Below are 20836 nucleotides of genomic sequence, written 5' to 3'. Positions count from 1 at the left end.
AGAAGACTAGAACGAGCCGGTGAGGTTGCCCGGAACGATCGATCCGACTTGACCTAAACCGAAATTGACGCCGTACGACGGGAATGCGAGCAAGTCGAACCCGACGGAGACGAGCTTGAGGTCCTGGTTGTAGGATACGCGCACGTCATAACAGTCGCCGATGATACGCCGTAGATACACGACTTTGTCGGTAATCTGTCCCCGGGCTTTCCAATTCTGTGTGGCTGCGAATTGTAGATCGGTTTTGTAGCCGAACGGCGTGATGATCTGATATTGCGTGGTTTCGAAGCCCTGACCGGGACCCGGAGCCCACGAACCGTTCATCGTGAAAAACGAGCGCAACGACGGCCGTACGGTCAGCGAATATGAAATCGGTTGTGCCTGACGGTTGAAACCGGTGCCGCTTGCGAGACGCAACACCCAATCGTCCTGATTGTAGAACTGTATGACGTCTTGCGCACCGTGCGAGCCGCCGGAAAGCAAGTCGAAGGTTTGGAACGGCTCGCTTTCCGGACCGTTCGAATTCGTTTCCGTGTACGTGATCGCGTTGAGGACATGATTGCCGAACGGAGTCGTAAATGAAGCTTGTTGGTCGATTTCAGCCTTCATGTCGCCGGTTGCAAACGCATATTGCTGCACGCGCATGGTTGCTGAGAAATCGCTGCCCCAGAAGTGCGCAAGTGCCGGACCGAAGTTGAGCGAGAGATCTCCCGCCGCCGTTGAGAACGGCGTTTGGGGTTCGGTATACTCGCCCGTTACGAACTGCGCCGTTATCGGTATGGCTTTGTCGTACGGGAAGATCGCACGCGGCTGAATCGAGAACTCCGGCTCGATGTCTTTTCCACTGGGCTCGAGCGACAACGTCTTGTTGAAGTTCATGCTGTAAAGCGCCCAAGGCGTCGTATAGTTCAACAACGATTGTATCGTGGTCGAGTCGACGTTGCTCGACTGTCCGGCCAGCGAGTTGAAGTTACGCGTCCAGCCGATGTTGAGCGCTTCGGTGAGGTTCTGGCGGAAATTGATCGTCTCGGTGTAGCCGAGATTGTCGGAGCCTTGTTCGGAGCCTTGTTGGTAGCGCTGAAACGTAAAGTCGTCGCTCGTGCGCGCGCCGGTGTATGCGATGCTGCCGCCGATCGTCGTCGATGGAGGTTGACCGGTGACGAGCGGACCGTAATTGCTGATGTACTGAACCTGAAATTGAGCCTTGAGCTTTGAGCTCAGATTCTCTTGATCGTTCAGGTTGAAGTTGTTGGCGCCGCCGCTGGGCTTGGGCGGCGAACGATAAAAGTCAATCGTCGTCTGCCGCCGGTGATTGCGCGTACCGATAACGAAGTTCGCACCGAAACCTATGCCCAGCTTCGAATAATACTCGAGCCGGTAATATCCGTAGAATTGCTGGCTGTTTCCAAAGCCGAATCGTGTCTTGACCCAAAAGCCTTCGGCTTGATCGTATCCGAAGAGCGGCAGGAATGAAGTCCGCGGCGGACCCTTGTCGTGCACGAGACTGATGACGAGTACGGGAAGGTAGAAGATCGCAAGCGGGCCGAGAAAGACGGTGACTTTGCGCGCGATGATCTTGTCGTTAGGGCGCATTTCGAACGTCTTGGATTCCATGTGATAGCCGGCGTGCGGATTGTCGCACGTCGTCCAACTCGCATTCTTGCCGACCGTGTGTCCGTTGCGTAGCGTAACCATCTCGGCCGCCGAGAAATGCAGTTTGCCTTTCTCAACACCTTCGGTCGTGTCGCCGCTGCCATGGACCAACGTTGCCTGCTGCGTAAACTTGTCGAAGCGAATGGTATCCGCGACGAACACCGTGTCGCCCGAATAATTGCGCAGGTACGGATGTCCGGTGAAATCGAGATATCGCGAGCCGTCGTAGTGCGCGTGCTCGGCGACGATGACGCCCTGATCGTAGAACAGGTTGACGTTGCCGTCGAAATCTTGCGGCTTGCTCTCGTCCGTTGAGCCCGCGTAGCGGTCGGACAACAAAAGAATCTGTCCCGGCTGTAACGGCGCGATCGTCGGCGAGGGTCCGGGCAACGGCGAACCCGTTGGAAACGGCGTTGGTGATGTGCTTCTCGGCGCCACGGTCGGCACGCCGCCCGTCGGACGCACGATCGGCAGCGGTCCGAGCGTTCCGGTCGACGACGGAGATGGCGACGGAACGGCTGGCGGCGCAGGCGCCGACGTGGACGGCGGCGTCGTCGGCGGCGGAATGACGCCCGGACCGATCGGCGGCTGTTGAGCGAACGGCGTTGGTGAGGCGCCCGGAATCGGAGTTCCGTTGCCCGGTCCCGTCGGTACCGGCGCGGGCGACGCGCTTTCTTCGGCTTGCGCGACTTGGAAATATGTACTGCGGCGTCCGGCGCGCTTCAGCAGCGACTTGATGTCCGGTAGACGGTCTTTGACGTTGGAGTCGGGCGAACACGAATGATCGAGAATCGCAAGCGCCTGTAAGGCTTCAGGCGTCTGATATGCGTTTTCGCCGTTAGCTGGGAGCGCATAAATCGCGAACACCGCGATTGCCAAGCAACAAGCTATCCACCCGCGCATCTGGTACCGCTTTATCGTTCGACTTTGCGCAAAAGCACGGCGCCTGCCACTCCGACGATGATGTTCGGCGTCCACGATGCGAGCGTTGCGTCGACGACGCCGTTCCTTCCGAGCGCCGCCATCGCGGAGGCTGCGAGATAGTACACGAACATCACGGTTAACGAGAGCGCCATGCCGAGCTCGCGCCCGCGCCGGCCGAAAACGACGGCCAACGGCAGTGAGACGAGAATCGCAATGAAACAACCGAAGGGCAACGCGCGGCGCGATGCCAGGATTAACTTCAAATTGTCGATCGCCTGTCCGCCCGTGCCGGTTACTTGGAGAGCTCTGATTTGTGCCGAGAGCGTTTTCGAATCAAGCGCGGTCGGATCGCCGCCGGATTGATTGAAGAATTCATCGGCGTTGACGTCGAGCGGCAAACCGACGATGACCTCTTCGCTGCGATTCTCCACGTCCACGAAGCCGCTCGGCTTGAAGCGGATGATCGTCGGATGTTGCAAGTGCAGCTTGCCGTCTTTGATGTAGGCTTGCTTTGCAGTCATGACCGAGTCGAACGGCGAGCTGGTTCCGCGATCGAAGATCATCACATCGGACATCTCGTGCGTGATCGAATCTACGGTGTTGACGAAGAAGACGCGTCCCGTCGTCGGATCTTTGCGGAAGATTTGCGGCTCGATCGGCAATGCTGAGGTGTGGTAGATGATCTGATAGAACGTTCGCGTCGAGAGCGTCGTGGCTTTCGGTGCGAGCTCTTCGTTGATGAACCACGACAGCAAAAATGCGCCCAACCCGAACAGCAGTGGGACGCGAGCGATGCGCCAAAACGAGATGCCCGAAGTGCGCAGGGCCGTGATCTCGTTGTCCGCGACTAAGCGGCCGAATGCGAGCATCGTTCCAAACAGACATCCGAAAATGAACGCCAGCGGCGCAGCTTGCGGAACGCGCAGAATCAAAAACCGCAAGACCAAGAGTACCGACGCGTGCTGGTTGATGACGTAGTCTGCCGCTAAGAAGAAAATGTTCAAGAACTGAAAGAGCAGATAGGCGCAGAGGCCGATCGCAAACGGCGGCGCCATCTCGCGGAAGATGTATCCGTCGAGAATCGGCAGCGTCAATTTCCGTCGTGGCGATGCGGTGAGCACGGCGCTCACGACGCCCGGGAATGAAGCCATAGAAAGCGGAGGCCCTTAGAGGCTTCGGAGCGCCGCGCTCACGCGCGCGACGTACGACCGCGTCTCGGCGAACGGCGGAATTCCGTGATAGTACGCAACCGCGCCGGGACCTGCGTTATATGCCGCCAGCGCGAGTTGGACGTCGTTGTGATATTTCGCCAAAAGATCGTGGAGATAACGCGTCCCGCCGTCCATGTTGGCGGCAGGGTCGTAGGGATCGCAGACACCGTAACGCGCTTGCGTTGCGGGCATCAACTGCATGAGCCCTTGCGCGCCGGCGCGGCTGATCGCGTAAGGATTCCCCTTCGACTCGGCGTCGACGACGGCGCGAACCAATGCGACCGGGACGCGGTTCGATTGCGCATACGTCTTCTCGAGATGCGCGAGCGTCTGCGGGTTCATCGAGTACGATGAGAACGGCAAACTCCCCGAGCCGGAGCAGGCAGATAAAAGAACGGCGATCGTGATCGGGCCCAGCCGCGCAAAAGCTGTCCGAAAGTGATTGCACACGACCGGACCCGCCTTCGACTCTGCGCGGCGTAGCGGCCTGCTGCGCACGATGAGTAGAGGCTTAAGCTCTCCCGGGAGGGCGCTCGCCGCGCCGGCGTGCGTCGTCCCCTTCCTTAAATCCATCCAGCTCGCGAAGCAATTCGGATTTGAGGTCGTCCGGAATATCGAGATCTTCCAGCGCAACTTCTTCTTCGGAGCGCTGAAGATGTTCGACTTCGTCCTGCTTCGGCTCGTTTTCAGGATGATCCATCGGCCTCTTGTCTTAGCTCTCGATGCCCGGCGGCCTACCGCCATTCGCATCGAACGTTTGTTCGCCCATTTAATGAATCCCGCGGTCGAGACGCTCGTCGGAGATATCGAGCACGCGCTGGAGCCGGCGTAAAACGGTGTTGTCGATGCTGCCTTGCTCGCGCATCTCGAGCAATGCGCGCCGCTCGGCGGCGAGCAAGCGGCGCTCCGCATCAAGGATGGCGTCCTCTTCGGGCGGCGGGCCTTCGGCGTGGTCGCGCCGGTGTTCGTACTGCTTGCGAAGCCTTGCGACGGCCGGCGCATCGAGACCGCCCTCGGCGTCGATTGCATCCAGCTCTTCGAGCGCCGCTTTCGTCATGCCGAGCAATCCGTCGCGCAACTCGTCTTCCTCTTCGCTCTCGTCTTCGGGAACGGAGAGTAACTTCACGATCCACGGCAAGGTCAATCCGCCGAAGACCAGCGTTACGAAGATCACGCTGAACGTGAGAAAGATAACGAGATGACGATGCGGCAGCGGTCCGCCGCCCTGAAGTGAAACGGGAATTGCAAGCGCTGCTGCGAGCGATACGGCGCCGCGCAATCCCGACCAGCTTGCGATGACGGCGTGACGCCAATCGCCCTTCGAATGCTCCGAGGATGCACCGATGAACGGCATGTATTCGACGCCGAGAATCCACGCAAACCGGACGCCGACAACGGCGACGTTGACGACCAGTGCGTACCACGCGATACTTTGCCACGAATATTCGAGCGAGACGTTGTGCACAACTTCGTGCAGCTGCATGCCGACTATCAAAAACAGCACGGCGTTGATGAGAAAGACGACCGTTTCCCAGTAGCCGACGACTTGCAATCGGGACGCCGGCGTCACCACACGCGGCGTGAAACGATTGATGTACGTACCACCGTACACGACCGCGAGCACGCCGGATAGCGAGAAGTGCTCCGAGAGCAAGTACGCAAGATACGAAAGCTCGAACGAGATGATCCCTTGTAGCTGCGTATCCTTGATGCGTTGCCAGCCCTCGACCGCGAGCCGGCCCACCAGCAGTCCGACTGCAATTCCACCAACAGCCGCAACGACGAAGTGAAACAACGCGCCGCTGAAGATGAAGCTGCCTGTCACGACGGCAATGATCGAAAATTTGTACAAGATCAGCGCGGACGCGTCGTTGAGGAGGCTTTCACCGACGACGATCGCGATCAGGTGTCGCGGCATTCGCATCCGCTCGAGAACGGGCGCGGCAGCAAGCTCGTCGGTCGGCGCGACGATTGCGCCGAGCACGAACGCCATCGCCCACGTCAGGTGCGAGATCGTAGCATGCGCGATCGCCGCGACGACGATCGCGGTCACGATGACGAGACCGAATGCGAGAACCCAAATCTGCGACCAATTCTGGCGCATCACGTCGGTCGGCGCGGTGACCGCTTCCCAGTACAGAAGCGGCGGTAAAAAGATCACGAGCACGAGATTCGGATCCAGCTCGAGCTGCGGCAGGCCGGGAATGAACCCGAGGACGAGGCCGCCGAGCACGAGCACGATCGGATAAGGGATGTTTGCGCGGCGCGCTAGCGCGATCAGCGGTATCGCTGCGCCGAGCAGTCCGACCAGAATCCAAAGATCGTTTTGTTCCAGCTCCGCGCACCTCGCTCGAACGCTTACCTACCCAAGCATCGCAGGCATCAACCTAGGAAGTCAACAAAATAAGCCGACGCATGGAACGTTTGCGGGCCAACGGGCCCATCGTCGCCTTTGCTATCTTGCTGGTCGTCGCTATGGCGATCTTAGCGGAAGCGAGCGCTTCCGTGAACAGCCTTATCTCACGAAGCTTTGCGACCGAAGCGCAAGTTCGCAGCGCGCGGCAGCTCGCTGAAGATGCGCTCGCGCTCCAGCTCGACGAGGAGACCGGAATTCGCGGTTGGGCCGCAACGGGATCGCGCGTGCTTCTAGAGCCATATCAAGCCGCGTTGCCTGTCTTGCCGAAAACATTCGACCATCTCGGAGCGCTTCTCTCAAAACTCGATGTTGGACGCGCGGCTGCGCTCAACGACGCGCGCGAGGTCAATAGCCAGTGGCTGCAGCTCGTCGCGGCGCCGGTATTGGGCGGTCCGCTAGGTACCGACGCCATCCAGCGCTACGGAAAAAAGCTCATCGATCGCTATCGCCTCGACATCACCTCGATTGAAGACGCTTTGGCCACACTCGAGAGCAAGACGGACGTTGCGACGCGTACCGCGATCGAGCAGAACGCGCTCGTGACGGTGGGCACGCTCGTCATTCTCGGGCTCACGGGCATCGTTGTTGGAATCGTGCAGACGCGTTCGATACGGCAGCTCGCAGAACGTGAGGCCGAAGCCGCGACGTTGCGTGCCGCATATGCCGCAGAACGGCGCGTTTCGGATGCGCTGCAAGACGCATTTCTACAGAAGCCGTTGCCGACGCTGCTCGGCGTTGCGTTCAGCGCGACGTACATCCCGGCACGCGAAGAACGCAAAGTTGGTGGTGATTGGTACGAAGGTGTCGAGCTTCAGGACGGTCGCGTCATGTTTGCGATCGGCGACGTCGCGGGACACGGACTCGAGGCTGCGGTCTCGATGAATCGTGCGCGGCAGGCAATCGTTTCCGCGGCGCTGCTCCACGCCGATCCGGCCAAGATGCTTAGCCGCGTCAACGACGAGTTGATCGACGATCGCGGACGCATGGTGACCGCTGTGTGCGGTATCGCCGACGCGAACAAGTTTTCGTTCATCTATGCGACGGCCGGGCATCCGCCGCCGATTCTCGTCGAGCCCGGGCGCGCGCCGCGCATTCTTCCTGTGGGCGGGGTTCCGCTCGGTGTTCTTCCCTCACGTGAATATCGCACGCAAAGCATTCAAACTGTGCCCGGCGCGACGTTGGTGCTCTATACGGACGGGGCCGTCGAGTTCGCGCGTGACCCGATCGAGGGAGAGAAAGTGCTGCTGGAAGCGATCCGTCTCGCGGTCGAAAATGGCAATCCGGAGCCGGCCGGAGCGATTCGCGATCATATCTTCGGATTTCGAGAAGCCGAAGACGACGTCGCGATTCTGACGCTCGCGTTTGTGCAACGGGAAGAATATGCGGGCGACGGCTCACGCGAGGCACAAATCATCACGAGCGCGTCGCGCGGCGGCCATACGCCTTCGACGAGCTCGACCCCCGTTACCGGAGCGAACGCGGCGTGAGCGGCGACTCTTCGGTCGTCGTCATCGGACTCTCGGGTGAGCTCGACGTCGGCCGAGCCGACGAAGTCGCGCGCAGTCTGGCGCTTTCAGGAAGCGGGACGCCCGTGTTGCTCGACCTTTCGGACGTATCCTATGCGGATTCGACCGTGATTTCGGCGTTGTTTCACTTCAGCGAAAAGGCCACGGCAGCGAACGTGCGGATCGCCGTGCTGATGGTCAAGCCGCAGCTCATTCGACTGTTGGAGTACGCCGGGCTTAGCGAGGCCTTCCCGGTGTTCAGGGAACGTTCGGCTGCCTTGACGTATCTCCTAAATAATGGATGACGGCGTTGCCGAGCTGCGTATGACGCGGACGGCTGCGCGTGCAAACGTGCGGCCGATGCGTCATGCACTGCGCTCGTTTCTTGAAGCGCTCGAGCTTGCCCCGGATACGGTCGACGACGTTTTGACCGCCGTCGGCGAAGTGCTGGCAAACGCGGTCGAGCACGCCTATGTCGATGGAGCGGCCGGGAGCGTCGAAATCCACGCTCGCGCCGGTCAAGCGATACTCGCCGTCGACGTTCGAGATTCGGGGAGATATATCGAACGCTCGGAGCGCGCCGGACGTGGATTCGGTTTGCGCATCGCCCGTGCGATCGCACGTAGCGTCGAAATAGATCGCTCGCGCGGAACGCAGGTGCACCTGTCGTTCGATATCGATCAACGCCGGCGCCGGATTCGCGCCGTCAAGTAAACGCGCTAGGTTTGGGTTGAGCTCTTCGTCGGAACCGTAAGCCCGCCGAGCGAATCGGCGCGGCGCACGCGTCCAACCACCACGCGTAGCAGCTTGAGTGCAAAATCCGGCGACTCGCGAACGAGCTTCAGAAATTGCTTGCTGTCGATGCGCAGCAGGCTTCCTTTGGTACGTGCAATTGCGGTACCGGCGCGCGGACGTTCGTCGACGAGCGCCATCTCACCAAAGAATTGTCCGGGACTCACGACGTCAACGACACGCTCGCCGATCCGAATCTCGACTTGTCCGTCCAGCACGACGTACATGTGCGCACCAATCGAGCCGTGCAGAAAGACCGTCTCGTCCTTGGCTACCGAGACTACGTCGCCACCCGCGTGACTAATCATCTCGCCATTGGTCATGTTCGCATCTTAGCAGCTTCTCGAGGCCGCATAAGTGCGGGGGATTACACTTCGGGACTTATCTCGAAGATCGCCTCGATCTCAACGGTGATCTGTATCGGCAAGCTGCCCATGCCGACTGCGGAACGCGCATGGCGTCCGTTTTCACCGAATATCTCGACGAAAAGATCGGAACATCCATTAATGACGTTGGGATGATCGGTGAATTCTGGGACCGCATTAACCATACCGAACAGTTTTACGACACGCTTTACGCGATCGAGCGAACCTAGCGCGGTACGAACGATGCCGAGGATAACGATGCCGACAAGTCGCGCGTCATCATACGCATCTTCCGGTGTTACCTCACGGCCGACTTTCCCGGATTTGAACCGACCATCCGGTAGGCGTGGACCATTTCCGGAAACGTACAGTAGATTTCCGGTAATGACGTACGGCACGTAGTTCCCCGCCGGTTTCGGTGGCGGACCAAGCTCGATACCGAGCTGCTTGAGTCGTGCTTCAGCGGTGATGCTCACGAACGTTCTCCGTATTTCAATGCAGAGCCGGTATTGAAAAGCACGATCGGACCGTCGAATGATTCGCCGCGCTCGAGCAGCGCGCGCAATGCGCTGAGCGTCGCGCCGCCTTCCTCGGTCGCGTCGATGCCCTCGCGCGCGTGCAGCACGAGCATGTCCTGGATCATTTGCGGCTCGCTGACCGCAACCGCGCCACCGCCGGATTCGCGCAAAGCACGCAGCACCAGGCGGTCGCCGATCAGATAGGGGACGCGCAAGCCGTGAATGCTCGTCGAACATGCCGTCGGCTGCGCCGTTTCGGCTCCGGATGCGAATGCGTTGACGATCGTGGGACACAAATTGGATTGAACGCTGAAGAGACGCGGACGCTCGCTGCCGATCCATCCCAGACGTTCCATCTCTTCGAAGGCTTTCCACATCCCGACGATACCTGTGCCGCCGCCCGTCGGATAGATGAGCGCGGACGGAACGGCGCCGAGCTCCTCGACGATCTCGTACGCCATCGTTTTCTTACCCTCGACGCGATATGGCTCGCGCAGCGTCGCGACGTTGAACGCTCCGGTTTCGCGCGCGTGCGCCGCGGCGAGCTTTCCGGCATCGGTGATCAATCCGTCGACCTTGGTAACGCGCGCACCGTAGCGTTCTGTTTGTTCGATTATCATGCGCGGCGTGTCCGCGGGCAAGAAGACGTGCACCGCCAAACCGGCCTTTGCGCCATAAGCAGCGAGCGCGCTCCCGGCATTGCCGGCGCTGGGCGCAACGAGCGCCGTTGCGCCGAGTCGCTTTGCGACCGTCACCGCAACCGACATGCCGCGCGCTTTGAACGAACCCGTCGGATTCTGTGATTCGTCTTTGACGTACAGCGGCGCGTCGAGCTGCAGCGACGCCATCGCGTTCTGGAGAAGCAACAGCGGGGTTAGACCTTCGCCGAGCGTTATCGGATCTTCGCCCGAATCGATCGGCAAGACGCCGCGAAAACGCCACATCGAACGTTCGCTCTCGTCGACGTCGATGTATAAGTCGTCGTAACGTACGAGCAACGGCGCGTCGTCATGCGGGCACGTATTGTAGAGCGCTTCCGCGTCGAGCGTGTGCTCGGGAACGAGCGAGCACTCGAGGTGCCGCAGCATTATTTCATGCGCGCAAGCGTCGTGTCGGCCTCGGCGAGGCCATACGCCACGACCGCCATCACAGCGGAGCTTTCCGCCAGCTCGCGAGGAACGATTTTGTCGAACGTGTCCGCGGCCGTGTGATGGTAGTCGAAGTAGTGCCGGTCGTCTTGCAGAATTCCGAGCGCGGGCGTGCCGAGCTCGCTTAGCGGGCGGATGTCTTCTTCGGGTGATTCGTCGGCGCGCCGTATCGCGATCGCGCCGATCGGCGCAAGAACGTTCATCAGCGGCCGGAGCGCGCGTTCGCTCGCCGGCGTGATGTAGGCCGTGACGCCGAGCGGGTGCGAAGCGCCCGTGTCGGCTTCGATTGCAGCCACGTCGTTTTGCGGTTTGGCTTTCTCAGCGTCGGCATACCCCTGTCCACCGCGCGTTCCGTTTTCTTCGTTCATGAATGCGACGATACGAATAGTCCGTCTCGGGCGGAGCTGGAGATGTTGGAGCAGCTGTGCCGTTTCCATCGCGATTGCGACACCGGCCCCGTCATCGATCGCACCGTCGCCGAGATCCCACGAGTCGAGATGTCCGCCGATCGTGACGACTTGTTCGGGATGTTCGCGTCCGGGAATCTCCGCGATGACATTATTGCTTGGAACGTCGGGCATTGTCTGTGGCGTGAGAATCAAGCGCAGACGAACGACGCCACGTTGGCTGAGCCGTGTGATCTTGTCGGCATCTTCAGCGGCAATCGCGGCTGCTGGAATCGGTTTTGCATCGCGGAAGCCGGTTCCGCCGGCGTGTGCTATGCGGAAGTCGGCACTGCCGACGCTGCGCACGAGCGCGGCGACGGCACCGAGCTTGGATGCTGCAGCGGGTCCGCGGCCGCGATATGCGACAGCGCTCCCGTACGCTTGTCCTGCGAGGCCGTCGTGCGCCATTTGGACGTCGAACTTCTCTTCGAACAAGACGATCTTACCGGCGACGCCGGCTTGACCGAGACGTTCGAGCGTTGCGAAATCCGGGACGACGACAACCGGTGCTTCGATTCCGGTTTGTGGCGTTGCGGGTGACGAACCGAGCGCGGTGACGACGACTTTCTGCGTGAGGCCTTGCGGTTGGCCGGGCCACGACGTGAGCTGCGCCAACTCGGCACCGCGCACCCAATGCGGCACCATGATCGGCTGCAAACGCGTCGTCACACCGAGTGCTTGAAACTGTTTCTGCACGTACGTTACCGCCGCGGCTGCCCCGGGCGAGCCTGACAAGCGAGGACCGATCGTATCAGCGAGATCCTCGACGCGTCGGAGTGAATAGTCGTCATCGAGGGCAGCATCGCGAATTTTCGCGCACGCTGCGAGCGTGGCGGCTGAGAACATCGGGGGCGCCGGCGACGGTGCTTGCGCGATGGCGGGCGGACCGAATGATACGACTGTTAAGACAAAAGCTGCGATCGAAGCTAAACGTACGTACATCGTTCAGCGTTATGTCGGAAGTTCAGCGAATTCCTGGACCTCATCCATCGAATCGATGTTGCGGATGGCCGGAAACAACTTCGTCCAAAGTGCAGCCACGATGATCGTGCCGACGCCGCCGAACACGACGGATCGAATCGTTCCAAAAAGCGCAGCGACAGCGCCGGATTCGAACGCTCCAAGCTCATTCGAGGCGCCTACGAAAACCATATACACGGCATTGACGCGTCCACGCATCGAATCCGGCGTCGCGAGTTGCGTCAGCGAAGCGCGAATGTACACGCTCATTTGGTCGGATGCGCCCGCAACGACAAGCGCGACGAGCGAAAGTATGAAACTGTGCGACAGTCCGAACACGATCGTGGCGACGCCGAAAATTGCGACTGCAACGAAGAGACTCGAACCGACGCGTCGGGTCAGTCCCCGCTGCGCGAGAAACAACGCCGTGACGATTGCACCGGCCGCCGGGGCGCTGCGCAAAATACCGAGTCCGATCGGGCCGATGTTCAAAATGTCGCGGGCGTAAACGGGCAAGAGCGCCGTCGCGCCTCCGAGCAGCACGGCGAAAAGGTCGAGTGAGATCGCACCGAGCAGCACCTCCCGCTTCGCGACGAAGCGCAATCCCTCGATGACGCGCGCGATCCGTCCCGCGAGGGGTGCTGTGTCTTCACGTTCGACGCGGCGGCCGCCGAGCGGCAGAACAGCAAGCGCCGCGATCAGCGAGGCCACGATGCAAATAAGGTAGGGCAGCTGCGGAGAGAGCGTGTAGGCGATCCCGCCGACCGCGGGCCCCGAAATGATCGCGGCCTCCATGAGCGACGAGTTAAGGGCGATCGATCTCGGGAGCTTGTCGCGCGGAACGAGGAACGGGAGCGTCGATTGGACCGCCGGTTCGTAAAGAGATCGTGCGACGCCGAAGATCGCCAGGGTGGTGAAAAATGGCCACGCGGCGTGTATTCCGGTCAGCGTCAGCCAAAGGAAGATCGCGCCGCAGACCCCCTCGAGCACCATGCTGACCGCGAGGACGCGCTTGGGACCCACGCGATCGCAGAGCTCGCCGGCTGGGAGCGTTAGAATGAAGATCGGGACGAATTGTGCCAGGCCGGCCAGCCCGAGGGCCAGGGGCTGGTGCGTGATCGCGTAGAGCTGCCAGCCGACCGCGACGGACTGGACCAGCGTCGCCAACTCCGAGAGGACGCGGGCCCCCAGGAACAGCGGAAGGTCGCGGGCGCGATAGGGCAGAGCTAATACCCCCTTTCCGGGAGGCCGATTAGGTAAGAAGCGGGCCGGAGGGCAGTCCTACGTTTCTTTCACGTTCGTCTCAAGAAGCAAGTGCGCTGAAATGCTGCGGTAATCTCGCAGCTGAGAAGCGCCCAGATAATCCACAAGCACTACGCCTCGAACTGAACGCCGAGATCGTTGTTCATCTCCACGATCATGGCCGTCAGGTCAAGATGCACCTTGTCGACATGTCAGAAAATCGCGCGCGTTTCCGGACGGGCGTCGTTCTGCCTTTGCAAGCCGGTCTTACTTTTAAATGGATGGGCCCGTCGCGCGACACGCTGGTCGTGCATGGCCATGTCTCCGATACCCGCATGATCGACAAGCGCACGGCCGAGTACGACATCGACTTTACGATGACGGACGGCGTGCGCGACCGCCTGGGCTTCGAGCTGCATGAAGTCCAGCGCCGCCGGCGCGACAAGATAATGAACGCGACCGCCGAGATGATGGGCGACTTTGCGTTTGAACGCGTCGCCGACCGCAAAGCCTATCGAACCGTCGTACAATTCCCTGTCACCGTGCAAGTCAAGAAGAACGCGCAAACGTGGATTCCGCTGCGTGGTGAAGCGCGCGACCTTTCGATCGGCGGCATGATGCTCGCCCTTCCGGAAGAGTTCGAAAAGGGAACGGAGCTCGAAGTCGCCTTCCATCTGCCCTTCGATCACGAAGCGCACGATGCGAACAACAAAGTAGTCGTCGAGGTGACGCCCTTCGGTGAACGCCGCCGCAACACATCGACTCCGGTTCGTCCGTTCGAACAGATCCAAACGCGTGCACGCATCATCAAGGTGCTGGGCAACGCGCGCAACGGGCAACCCCTGTTCGGTGTCCGTTTCGTCGGTCTCTCAGGCTTGCTCGAGGATGAAGTTGCCCGTTGGATTCATGCGCACCAGCTGATTCAGCTGCGCAAGTCAAAGGAGCCGAAGAAACATCGTAAGGTTGCGCGTGCCGCGACTCCGGCACGCCAATCGACGCTTGCGGCGAAACACCGTGAATACACGGTTGCCGCGCGAACGATCACGCTGCGTCAAGCGGTCGGTGAAGTCTTCGCGGCAGCGGCTCTTCCGAAAATCGAGCACGAACGTCATCGCGAGCGCATGCAAGAACCCCAAAGGCTGCGGCTTCCGGTTCAGGCACCTCGCCTCGCGCCTGCAAGCGAAGACATCTTCGGATTCAGCAAGCCTATGCCGGTCACAACCGCCGTATCCGCTCCGGCCGATGAACTGTTTGGTCTCACGCCGGCTGTACCGGTTGTCGATGAGCACGATATATTCGGTCTCGGAAGGGTAAGCGCGTAGGCAACTCGCGCGTCGAGATGGTCGAGTGCGGCGAACTTGCTGCACCTCTTGGTCTGTATTCGCACGTCAGTAGCGTAAAATCGGGGACTCCGATTTACATTGCCGGACAAGTCGGCGTCGATTCGCAAGGGCGTCTGGTCAGTCCGGGTGATTTTTCGGCGCAAATGCGTCAGACGTTCGAAAATCTCGGCGTCGCTTTGAAAGCAGCCGGCGGTTCGTTTGCCGATGTTGCGAAGTTCACGACGTACATCACGCGCGACTCCGACTTGGCGACGTTCATGGAGACGCGCAAGGAGATCTTTGCGAAGCTCTATCCGTCGGGCGGCTATCCGCCCAATACATTGCTCGTGATCAGCCGGCTCGTCAAACCCGAGCTACTGATCGAAATCGAAGCGATCGCCGCCGTTTAAGCCGCGTGCACGCGTTTGTGCAGCTGCGTTACGACGGAGCGCGCTGATTCGAGCGATCCGGCTTGCCAGCCGGTGAGATAACTCATGTGCTCGCCCGCAAGATAAAACGGACCGTCGCCTTCGCAAAGCGTCGGGTAATACGTCTTGCGCATGTCGCGCGTGTAGGCGCCCCAGCCGCCTTCGGTGTACGGTATGCGATCCCACGCCACGGAAAATCCGTTCGCATATTCGGTGGCATATTGCGTGTGGATTTTGCCACCCTGTTCGAGCGCGGCTTTGATCCGGTCGCCGGGTGAAAGTGCCCCGAGGCGTCCCGCCGGTTTATCAAATGCGTACGCCGTTGTGAGCACGCCGCGGCTTGAGAAAAAGTCGAAGTTCGGATACCAGATCTGCGTGATGTCGTCGTTCGTATTCGATATGCCGCCGTAGATGCGATCGTCCTCTTCCCAAAATCGGCGTTTGAATTCGAGGCCGATCTTTATCGTTTGCGCGTAAGGGATTGCGCCGATCGCAGTCTTCATGCGGGTAGAGAGATCCGAGGGAATCTTCTTGAGGACTGAGAGCGGAATCGTGCAGATACAGTACTGCGCCTCAGCCGTCTTCTCAGCGCCGTCGCCATCGCGATAGACGATGCGCACGCCGCTCGGCGTCCGCCGAATTTCACGCACTTCGGTTTTATAGGTGATACGGTTGCCGAGCTTCTTTGCGAACGCGATCGGAAGTGCATCGATCCCGCCAACTGGTTGGAACATCGTCGGCTGTTGATCGTACTCACTCGTGAAGACGGCGTTCATTCCGAAGCGCGAACTGATAAGCGGGATCAGACCGAGCGGATCGAGTGGGATACCGGGTGCATCGCATGCGCCTTGCGGGACGGAGTAGCCGGCTTGTCCGGATCCTTTGTAGATCATGTTCGGATCGAGATTACCGCTCGCGCGCAAGTAATCGAAGAGCGCGGCCTTGTCGTCTTTGGTCATCTCCGCGTTGAGTGCGTCTTGCGATATCGCCTTTGCAAGCAGCTCCGACGTGTAGCCGAGCATATCGAAGCGCGCTTGACGCGAACGCACGCGTAAGCCGCCGTTTATCGTCGAGTTGTAATAGTATGCGTTGTAGTTATCGTTAACGAACGGCTGGATTGCGATGTTGAGTTCACGGTAGTAGTCCATCGTGACGTGATTGTGTGAGACGCGTCCCGGACCGGGATTGAAGTACAATCCCTTCGAGAACGTCGCGGCCTGACGAGAACCGCCGATTTCAGTTTCCGTCGTGCCGCCCCTGATCGTCCACACGCGTCCGCCTGCGCGCGAACGTGCCTCCAGAATGTGGCAGTTGTAACCGTGCTTGCCGAGCTCGTACGCCGCGCACATCCCCGCGACGCCCGCGCCGAGAATGATGACGCTCGCGCCGTTTCCCGAACCTTCGATATCGAGCGTCGCAGCCTCGGTGCGTTCGGGCGACAGCAGCTGGAGCGCCGACATCGCCGAGTACGCGGAACCTCCGGCAATCGCGACGCGTGCAACAAAATCTCGCCGTCTCATAGAGAATGCTATTTCCGGAGATGAAATAAAAAAGCCCCGCCGGAGCGGGGCTTTTCGGTTGTCCGAGTTTCTACTAGTGCTGCTCCTTGTGATCGCCTGGTGGGGCTGCGTGTTGCGGCGCAGCATGCTGAGGCGCCGCGTGCGCGGGAGCCGCATGTTGCATTGGGGCCGCGTGCGCCGGAGCCGCATGATGCATTGGGGCCGCGTGCGCCGGAGCCGCATGATGCATTGGGGCCGCGTGCGCCGGAGCCGCATGTTGCATTGGGGCCGCGTGCGCCGGAGCCGCATGTTGCATTGGGGCCGCGTGCGCCGGAGCCGCATGATGCACTGGCGCCGCGTGCGCCGGAGCCGCATGTTGCATTGGGGCTGCGTGCGGAGCTGCGGCCGGCGCATGCCTGATGGCAGCCTGCGCCGCGGTGCGATCTTGCGTCGTCACCGGACGGAAATTCGCAGGTCGCGTTGCGGCCGTGTAGGGGCGAGCTACTGCGGCAGTCGCCGGGCGTCCGTTGTTGACGTGCGCATAGTAGGCGCGATTCTGCGACGCGATCTGCGCGTGTTGAACCTGCGCGGACGTCGGCGCATAGTGGTGCGCGTGCATATACGTCGTTTGTTGAGCGGTTGGACGCGTCCGCAACCCGCCGGTTCCGCCGACATAGCCTACTTGCGTTCCGCCGCGCGGATACGAATGGTAGTAGACGTTCCCTCCGACGGCGTTGCGGTTTACGTTGACGACATAGGTGTTGTAGACGAACGAATTGTGCCGCCAGTAACCGCCGACGTAGCCGTTACCCCAATAGCCGCCGCCGTAGTTGACGCCGCCGTAGTAGCCGACTTGCGGGCCCCAATATCCGGCGACGAACGCGAAGCCGAATCCGGTCCAATTCCAATAACCGGGCGTCCAGTACAGCCCGTATTGGGGCGCATACACCCATGTGCCGGGGACCCAGTAATAGCCGCCGGGGCCCCACGCCCAATAGCCCGGTTCCCAGACGTAATTGGGACCCGGTGGGCCCGGAACGGCGTAGACCGGGATCGGCGGAGGTGGCGTTCCGATCGAGATCCCGACCGAGACTTGCGCTCGCGCCGTTAGAGGAAATGCCACGAATGCGAGCGCCGCAATCATGACCGCAAAAAGACGAAGTGCTTTCATATACTGTCCTTGTCCCCCAAACAAGGGGCGGACAATCCCCGGCCCGTGAAATCTTCGTGGTGTTTGATCTAAGCGGCAAAGTGGCCGTCGTAACAGGCGGCAATAGTGGTATCGGTCTCGGGATGGCGGAGGCTGTGGCGAAAGCCGGCTCTGATGTCTGTATTTGGGGCACGAGCGAACGCAAAAACGCGGAGGCACTGGAGAAACTGCGGGCACATGGGACTCGCGTTGTGGCCTTGCAGTGCGACATCGGCGATGAAGCTGCGGTGGAAAGAGCCTTCGCCGAGTCACTTTCGCAGCTCCAAAAGGTGGACGCTGTCTTCGCAAATGCCGGTGTCATCGGGAGTCACGACGTCAAATCATTCGTCGATATTACGGCCGACGAATGGCGGCGCGTTCTTCGCATCAACCTCGACGGCGCGTTCTTTACGTTGCGTGCCGCTGCGCGCCATATGATGGAAACAAAACGTGGTGGCTCGCTGGTGGTGACTTCGAGCCTGGCGGCTATCTCGGGACCTCCGCGCAACCAACACTACGCTGCGAGTAAGGGCGGTCTAATCGCAATGATGCAAGGCCTTGCCGTCGAGCTAGCGCGTTACAAAGTGCGCGCCAATGCGATTCTGCCGGGCTGGATCGATACGGCCATGACCCACGATGCGTTGCATGGCCAGGCATTCACCGAGAACGTGCTGCGCCGCGTGCCTGTTCGCCGTTGGGGAACACCCGACGACTTTGCGGGAATCGCGGTCTACCTCGCGAGCGACGCCAGCTCGTACCACACCGGAGACGTTTTCTTGATCGACGGCGGCTACACTAAGTTCTAATGGTCCGCTACTGCATCAACCGGCTGGTGCTCATGATTCCTACGCTCTTCGGCGTGAGCGTCTTGGTTTTTGCGATGCTGCGTCTGATGCCGGGCGATCCGGTTGCTACGATGTTCGGCGGAACGGCGGTAACCAAGGACGTTCTCGCGGCGGAGCGTTCGCGCTTGGGCCTCGATCAGTCCGTACCCGTTCAATTTGCGAATTGGCTCTGGGGAATCGTTCACGGTAATCTCGGCCTCTCGATGTGGACAGGCCATCCGGTTTCGCACGAGATCGCGATTCGTCTGCAGCTCTCGTTGCAAGTCGTCGTGATGGCGGCCGTCTTAGCCATCGTCATCGCGTTGCCGCTCGGAACGCTCGCGGCCGTTTTCCGCAACAGCTGGATCGACTACGGCGTGCGTTTCTACGCAATCAGCGGGCTCGCCATTCCGTCATTTTGGATCGGCATGATCATGATTCTTTCGCTGCTGGCGTTGTTCTCGTACACGCCGCCGATCACGTTTACGCCGTTCTGGGTCGATCCGAAAGCGAATCTGGAGCAGCTGATTTGGCCTGCGATTGCCGTCGCCTATCGCTACTCGGCGGTTGCGACGCGGATGATGCGCTCATCGATGCTGGAGGTTTTGCACGAGGATTACATTCGCACCGCGCGCGCCAAAGGCGCCTACGAGTTGCTGGTGATTGGGCGACACGCACTACGCAACGCCTTACTTCCCGTCACGACCGTGATCGGCATCGAGTTTGCATTCCTGATCGGCGGCATGGTCGTCACAGAGCAAGTCTTCAACTTGAACGGCGTTGGAAAGCTGCTCGTACAGGCCGTCGCGCACAGCGACTACACGCTGATCCAAGGGCTGCTCCTCTTGGTAGCGACGGCGTTCGTCATCGCGAACTTCGTCGTCGATCTGATGTATGCGGCGCTCGATCCGCGCATTAGGTACAACTGATGTCGACGATCGGTCTTGAGAGACGAAGCGGATTCGTCGCGAACTTCGTCATCCGTCAGCCGCTTGGAACACTTGGCTTAGTTGTCATCCTGCTCATGGCATTTGCGGCTATCTTTGCAAAATGGGTAGCCCCGTTCGATCCGATCGCGGTCGATTACGGTGCGATGTTAGCACGGCCGGGACCGCACCACTGGCTCGGCACCGACGCGTTCGGGCGCGACGTCTTTTCGCGAATCATCTACGGCGCGCGGACGGCGCTTTCCGTCGGTTTCATTGCATCGTTTACGTCTGCGACGCTGGGAACGATCATTGGAGTGTCGTCCGCATACTTCTCCGGCAAGATGGATATGCTCGTGCAGCGCGTGATGGATGTGATGCAGGCAATTCCGGTCATCGTGCTCGCGCTGGTCATCGTCGCGATTCTCGGACGGCACGTGGTCGGTGGACTCGACATTAATCTGGTCATCGCGATCGCGTTGCCGATGGTTCCGTCGATTCAGCGCGTCGTCCGCTCGGCGGCACTTCTCATTCGCGAGCTTCCATATGTCGAAGCCGCGCAGGCGACAGGCTGTTCGCACGCGCGGATCATATTCCGGCACATGATTCCGAACGTCGCTGCGCCGTATTTGATCATGCTGACGACGTTCATGGCGCAGGCGATTATCGCGGAAGCGTCGCTATCGTTTCTCGGACTCGGCGTCGCAGAGCCGACGCCGTCGTGGGGCCTAATGCTCTCCGGCTCGGCGGCGGATTTCTACGCGCAGGCGCCGTGGATGATCGTCTTCCCCGGGCTCGCGATCAGCATCGCGGTGCTTGCATTCAACGTTCTCGGTGACGCGCTGCGCGACTATCTCGATCCGCGCTGAATTCCGCGCAAGAAGATATCCATGAATTGCCGGCTGAGTTCGCGTGCACTAAGCCGGCCTCGCGGATTGAACCACTCGAACGTCCAATTGTGGATGCCTAAGAATGTAAGAACGGAAATGCGCGCATCTTCGATTTCGAACTCGCCTTCGGCGATCCCCGAGCGGATCACGCGTTCGATGAGGTCTTCGTACTCGCGCCGCCGTTGCACGAGCTTTGCGAGGCGCACTTTCGAGAGTGCGTTCAGCTCGCGATGAAAGATTCGCACGAATGGCCGGTATTCATCGAGCATGTTGAGCAGCGTCTCGCTGAGGCCGCGCAGCTTTTCCTCGGGCGTGCCGGCGCCGCGTTCAATTTCGTACGCAGACTCAAGAATCGGCTCGATGAAGACGTTGTGGCATTCCCACAGCAGATCTTCTTTGCTCTTGATGTGGTAGTACAGCGCGCCGCGGCCGAGGCCCGTCGCCTCGGAGATGTCGCTCATGGACGTTCCGTGGTAACCGCTCTTCGCGAAAAGCTTGGCCGCGATCGAGGTGATCGTGCGCAGCTGTTTCGAGGGTGCCGTATTCAACCCGTAGACCTCTCGGGAGGACTGTGTACC

General features: G+C 60.4%; 21 protein-coding genes. 8 read left to right on the top strand and 13 right to left on the bottom strand.

The features are described 5' to 3' along the window. Window positions 1-6 precede the first annotated feature (6 nt). From VGG22_08275 to VGG22_08255, 5 genes are all read right to left on the bottom strand, one after another. Window positions 7-2532 carry a hypothetical protein gene (locus tag VGG22_08275; protein HEY1728352.1) on the bottom strand — a complete coding sequence of 842 codons (2526 nt, stop codon included), beginning with the start codon at window positions 2530-2532 and terminating at the stop codon, window positions 7-9. Between the two features lie 35 nt (window positions 2533-2567). Continuing rightward, window positions 2568-3728: an LptF/LptG family permease gene (locus VGG22_08270; protein HEY1728351.1), complete on the bottom strand. Its 1161-nt coding sequence runs from the start codon at window positions 3726-3728 to the stop codon at window positions 2568-2570. Between the two features lie 15 nt (window positions 3729-3743). Beyond that, window positions 3744-4238, bottom strand: a complete 495-nt coding sequence (locus VGG22_08265; GenBank protein HEY1728350.1) for a lytic transglycosylase domain-containing protein — start codon at window positions 4236-4238, stop codon at window positions 3744-3746. A gap of 61 nt (window positions 4239-4299) precedes the next feature. Next, on the bottom strand, window positions 4300-4488 hold the full coding sequence (locus tag VGG22_08260; protein ID HEY1728349.1) for a hypothetical protein: 189 nt from the start codon (window positions 4486-4488) through the stop codon (window positions 4300-4302). A 69-nt stretch (window positions 4489-4557) separates the two neighbouring features. Next, window positions 4558-6090: a Na+/H+ antiporter gene (locus VGG22_08255; protein ID HEY1728348.1), complete on the bottom strand. Its 1533-nt coding sequence runs from the start codon at window positions 6088-6090 to the stop codon at window positions 4558-4560. Between the two features lie 113 nt (window positions 6091-6203). Here VGG22_08255 and VGG22_08250 point away from each other — a divergent pair, with 113 nt between their 5' ends. From VGG22_08250 to VGG22_08240, 3 genes are read left to right on the top strand one after another with little or no spacing between them, the layout of a single operon-like run. After that, a complete protein-coding gene (locus tag VGG22_08250; protein ID HEY1728347.1) occupies window positions 6204-7691 on the top strand; it encodes a SpoIIE family protein phosphatase in 1488 nt (495 codons plus the stop codon). Beyond that, a complete protein-coding gene (locus VGG22_08245) occupies window positions 7688-8014 on the top strand; it encodes an STAS domain-containing protein (protein HEY1728346.1) in 327 nt (108 codons plus the stop codon). Before VGG22_08250 ends, VGG22_08245 begins: the two co-directional genes overlap by 4 nt. After that, complete coding sequence (locus VGG22_08240) at window positions 8007-8423, top strand: ATP-binding protein (GenBank protein HEY1728345.1); 417 nt, start codon at window positions 8007-8009, stop codon at window positions 8421-8423. The genes VGG22_08245 and VGG22_08240 overlap by 8 nt, the downstream gene beginning before the upstream one ends. A 5-nt stretch (window positions 8424-8428) precedes the next feature. Here VGG22_08240 and VGG22_08235 read toward each other — a convergent pair whose 3' ends face one another. The 5 genes from VGG22_08235 to VGG22_08215 are packed head-to-tail and all read right to left on the bottom strand — an operon-like array spanning window position 8429 to window position 13129. Beyond that, window positions 8429-8824, bottom strand: coding sequence for a cyclic nucleotide-binding domain-containing protein (locus VGG22_08235; GenBank protein HEY1728344.1), 396 nt, complete (start codon window positions 8822-8824; stop codon window positions 8429-8431). A 44-nt stretch (window positions 8825-8868) separates the two neighbouring features. Beyond that, the gene (locus VGG22_08230; GenBank protein ID HEY1728343.1) at window positions 8869-9342 is read right to left on the bottom strand and encodes a RidA family protein; all 474 of its coding nucleotides are present in this window, start codon (window positions 9340-9342) and stop codon (window positions 8869-8871) included. Beyond that, a complete protein-coding gene (locus tag VGG22_08225) occupies window positions 9339-10472 on the bottom strand; it encodes a threonine synthase (protein HEY1728342.1) in 1134 nt (377 codons plus the stop codon). The genes VGG22_08230 and VGG22_08225 overlap by 4 nt, the downstream gene beginning before the upstream one ends. Continuing rightward, a complete protein-coding gene (locus VGG22_08220; protein ID HEY1728341.1) occupies window positions 10472-11920 on the bottom strand; it encodes a M20/M25/M40 family metallo-hydrolase in 1449 nt (482 codons plus the stop codon). The genes VGG22_08225 and VGG22_08220 overlap by 1 nt, the downstream gene beginning before the upstream one ends. 9 nt (window positions 11921-11929) lie before the next feature. Continuing rightward, window positions 11930-13129, bottom strand: coding sequence for an MFS transporter (locus VGG22_08215; GenBank protein HEY1728340.1), 1200 nt, complete (start codon window positions 13127-13129; stop codon window positions 11930-11932). Between the two features lie 260 nt (window positions 13130-13389). On the opposite strand from VGG22_08215, the gene VGG22_08210 reads away from it, so the two are divergent. Together VGG22_08210 and VGG22_08205 are read left to right on the top strand one after the other, a co-directional pair. Beyond that, window positions 13390-14502, top strand: a complete 1113-nt coding sequence (locus VGG22_08210; GenBank protein HEY1728339.1) for a PilZ domain-containing protein — start codon at window positions 13390-13392, stop codon at window positions 14500-14502. A gap of 17 nt (window positions 14503-14519) precedes the next feature. Beyond that, on the top strand, window positions 14520-14912 hold the full coding sequence (locus tag VGG22_08205) for a RidA family protein (protein HEY1728338.1): 393 nt from the start codon (window positions 14520-14522) through the stop codon (window positions 14910-14912). Here the strand turns inward: VGG22_08205 and VGG22_08200 are convergent. Beyond that, window positions 14909-16450: an FAD-dependent oxidoreductase gene (locus VGG22_08200; protein HEY1728337.1), complete on the bottom strand. Its 1542-nt coding sequence runs from the start codon at window positions 16448-16450 to the stop codon at window positions 14909-14911. The genes VGG22_08205 and VGG22_08200 overlap by 4 nt on opposite strands. 73 nt (window positions 16451-16523) lie before the next feature. Next, window positions 16524-17600, bottom strand: coding sequence for a YXWGXW repeat-containing protein (locus tag VGG22_08195; GenBank protein ID HEY1728336.1), 1077 nt, complete (start codon window positions 17598-17600; stop codon window positions 16524-16526). Window positions 17601-17659: 59 nt separating this feature from the next. Between VGG22_08195 and VGG22_08190 the strand changes: the two genes are divergently transcribed. The 3 genes from VGG22_08190 to VGG22_08180 are packed head-to-tail and all read left to right on the top strand — an operon-like array spanning window position 17660 to window position 20237. Continuing rightward, the gene (locus VGG22_08190; GenBank protein ID HEY1728335.1) at window positions 17660-18424 is read left to right on the top strand and encodes an SDR family NAD(P)-dependent oxidoreductase; all 765 of its coding nucleotides are present in this window, start codon (window positions 17660-17662) and stop codon (window positions 18422-18424) included. Further along, the gene (locus VGG22_08185; protein ID HEY1728334.1) at window positions 18424-19371 is read left to right on the top strand and encodes an ABC transporter permease; all 948 of its coding nucleotides are present in this window, start codon (window positions 18424-18426) and stop codon (window positions 19369-19371) included. Before VGG22_08190 ends, VGG22_08185 begins: the two co-directional genes overlap by 1 nt. Continuing rightward, complete coding sequence (locus VGG22_08180) at window positions 19371-20237, top strand: ABC transporter permease (protein ID HEY1728333.1); 867 nt, start codon at window positions 19371-19373, stop codon at window positions 20235-20237. The genes VGG22_08185 and VGG22_08180 overlap by 1 nt, the downstream gene beginning before the upstream one ends. Here the strand turns inward: VGG22_08180 and VGG22_08175 are convergent. After that, on the bottom strand, window positions 20219-20806 hold the full coding sequence (locus VGG22_08175) for a TetR/AcrR family transcriptional regulator (protein HEY1728332.1): 588 nt from the start codon (window positions 20804-20806) through the stop codon (window positions 20219-20221). The genes VGG22_08180 and VGG22_08175 overlap by 19 nt on opposite strands. Window positions 20807-20836 lie beyond the last annotated feature (30 nt).

The organism is Candidatus Baltobacteraceae bacterium (assembly GCA_036489885.1).
In the GTDB taxonomy this organism is placed as follows: Bacteria; Vulcanimicrobiota; Vulcanimicrobiia; order Vulcanimicrobiales; family Vulcanimicrobiaceae; genus JAFAMS01.
Note: the sequence above shows the minus strand (reverse complement) of the source record. Positions and strands in the feature narration are given on the sequence as shown.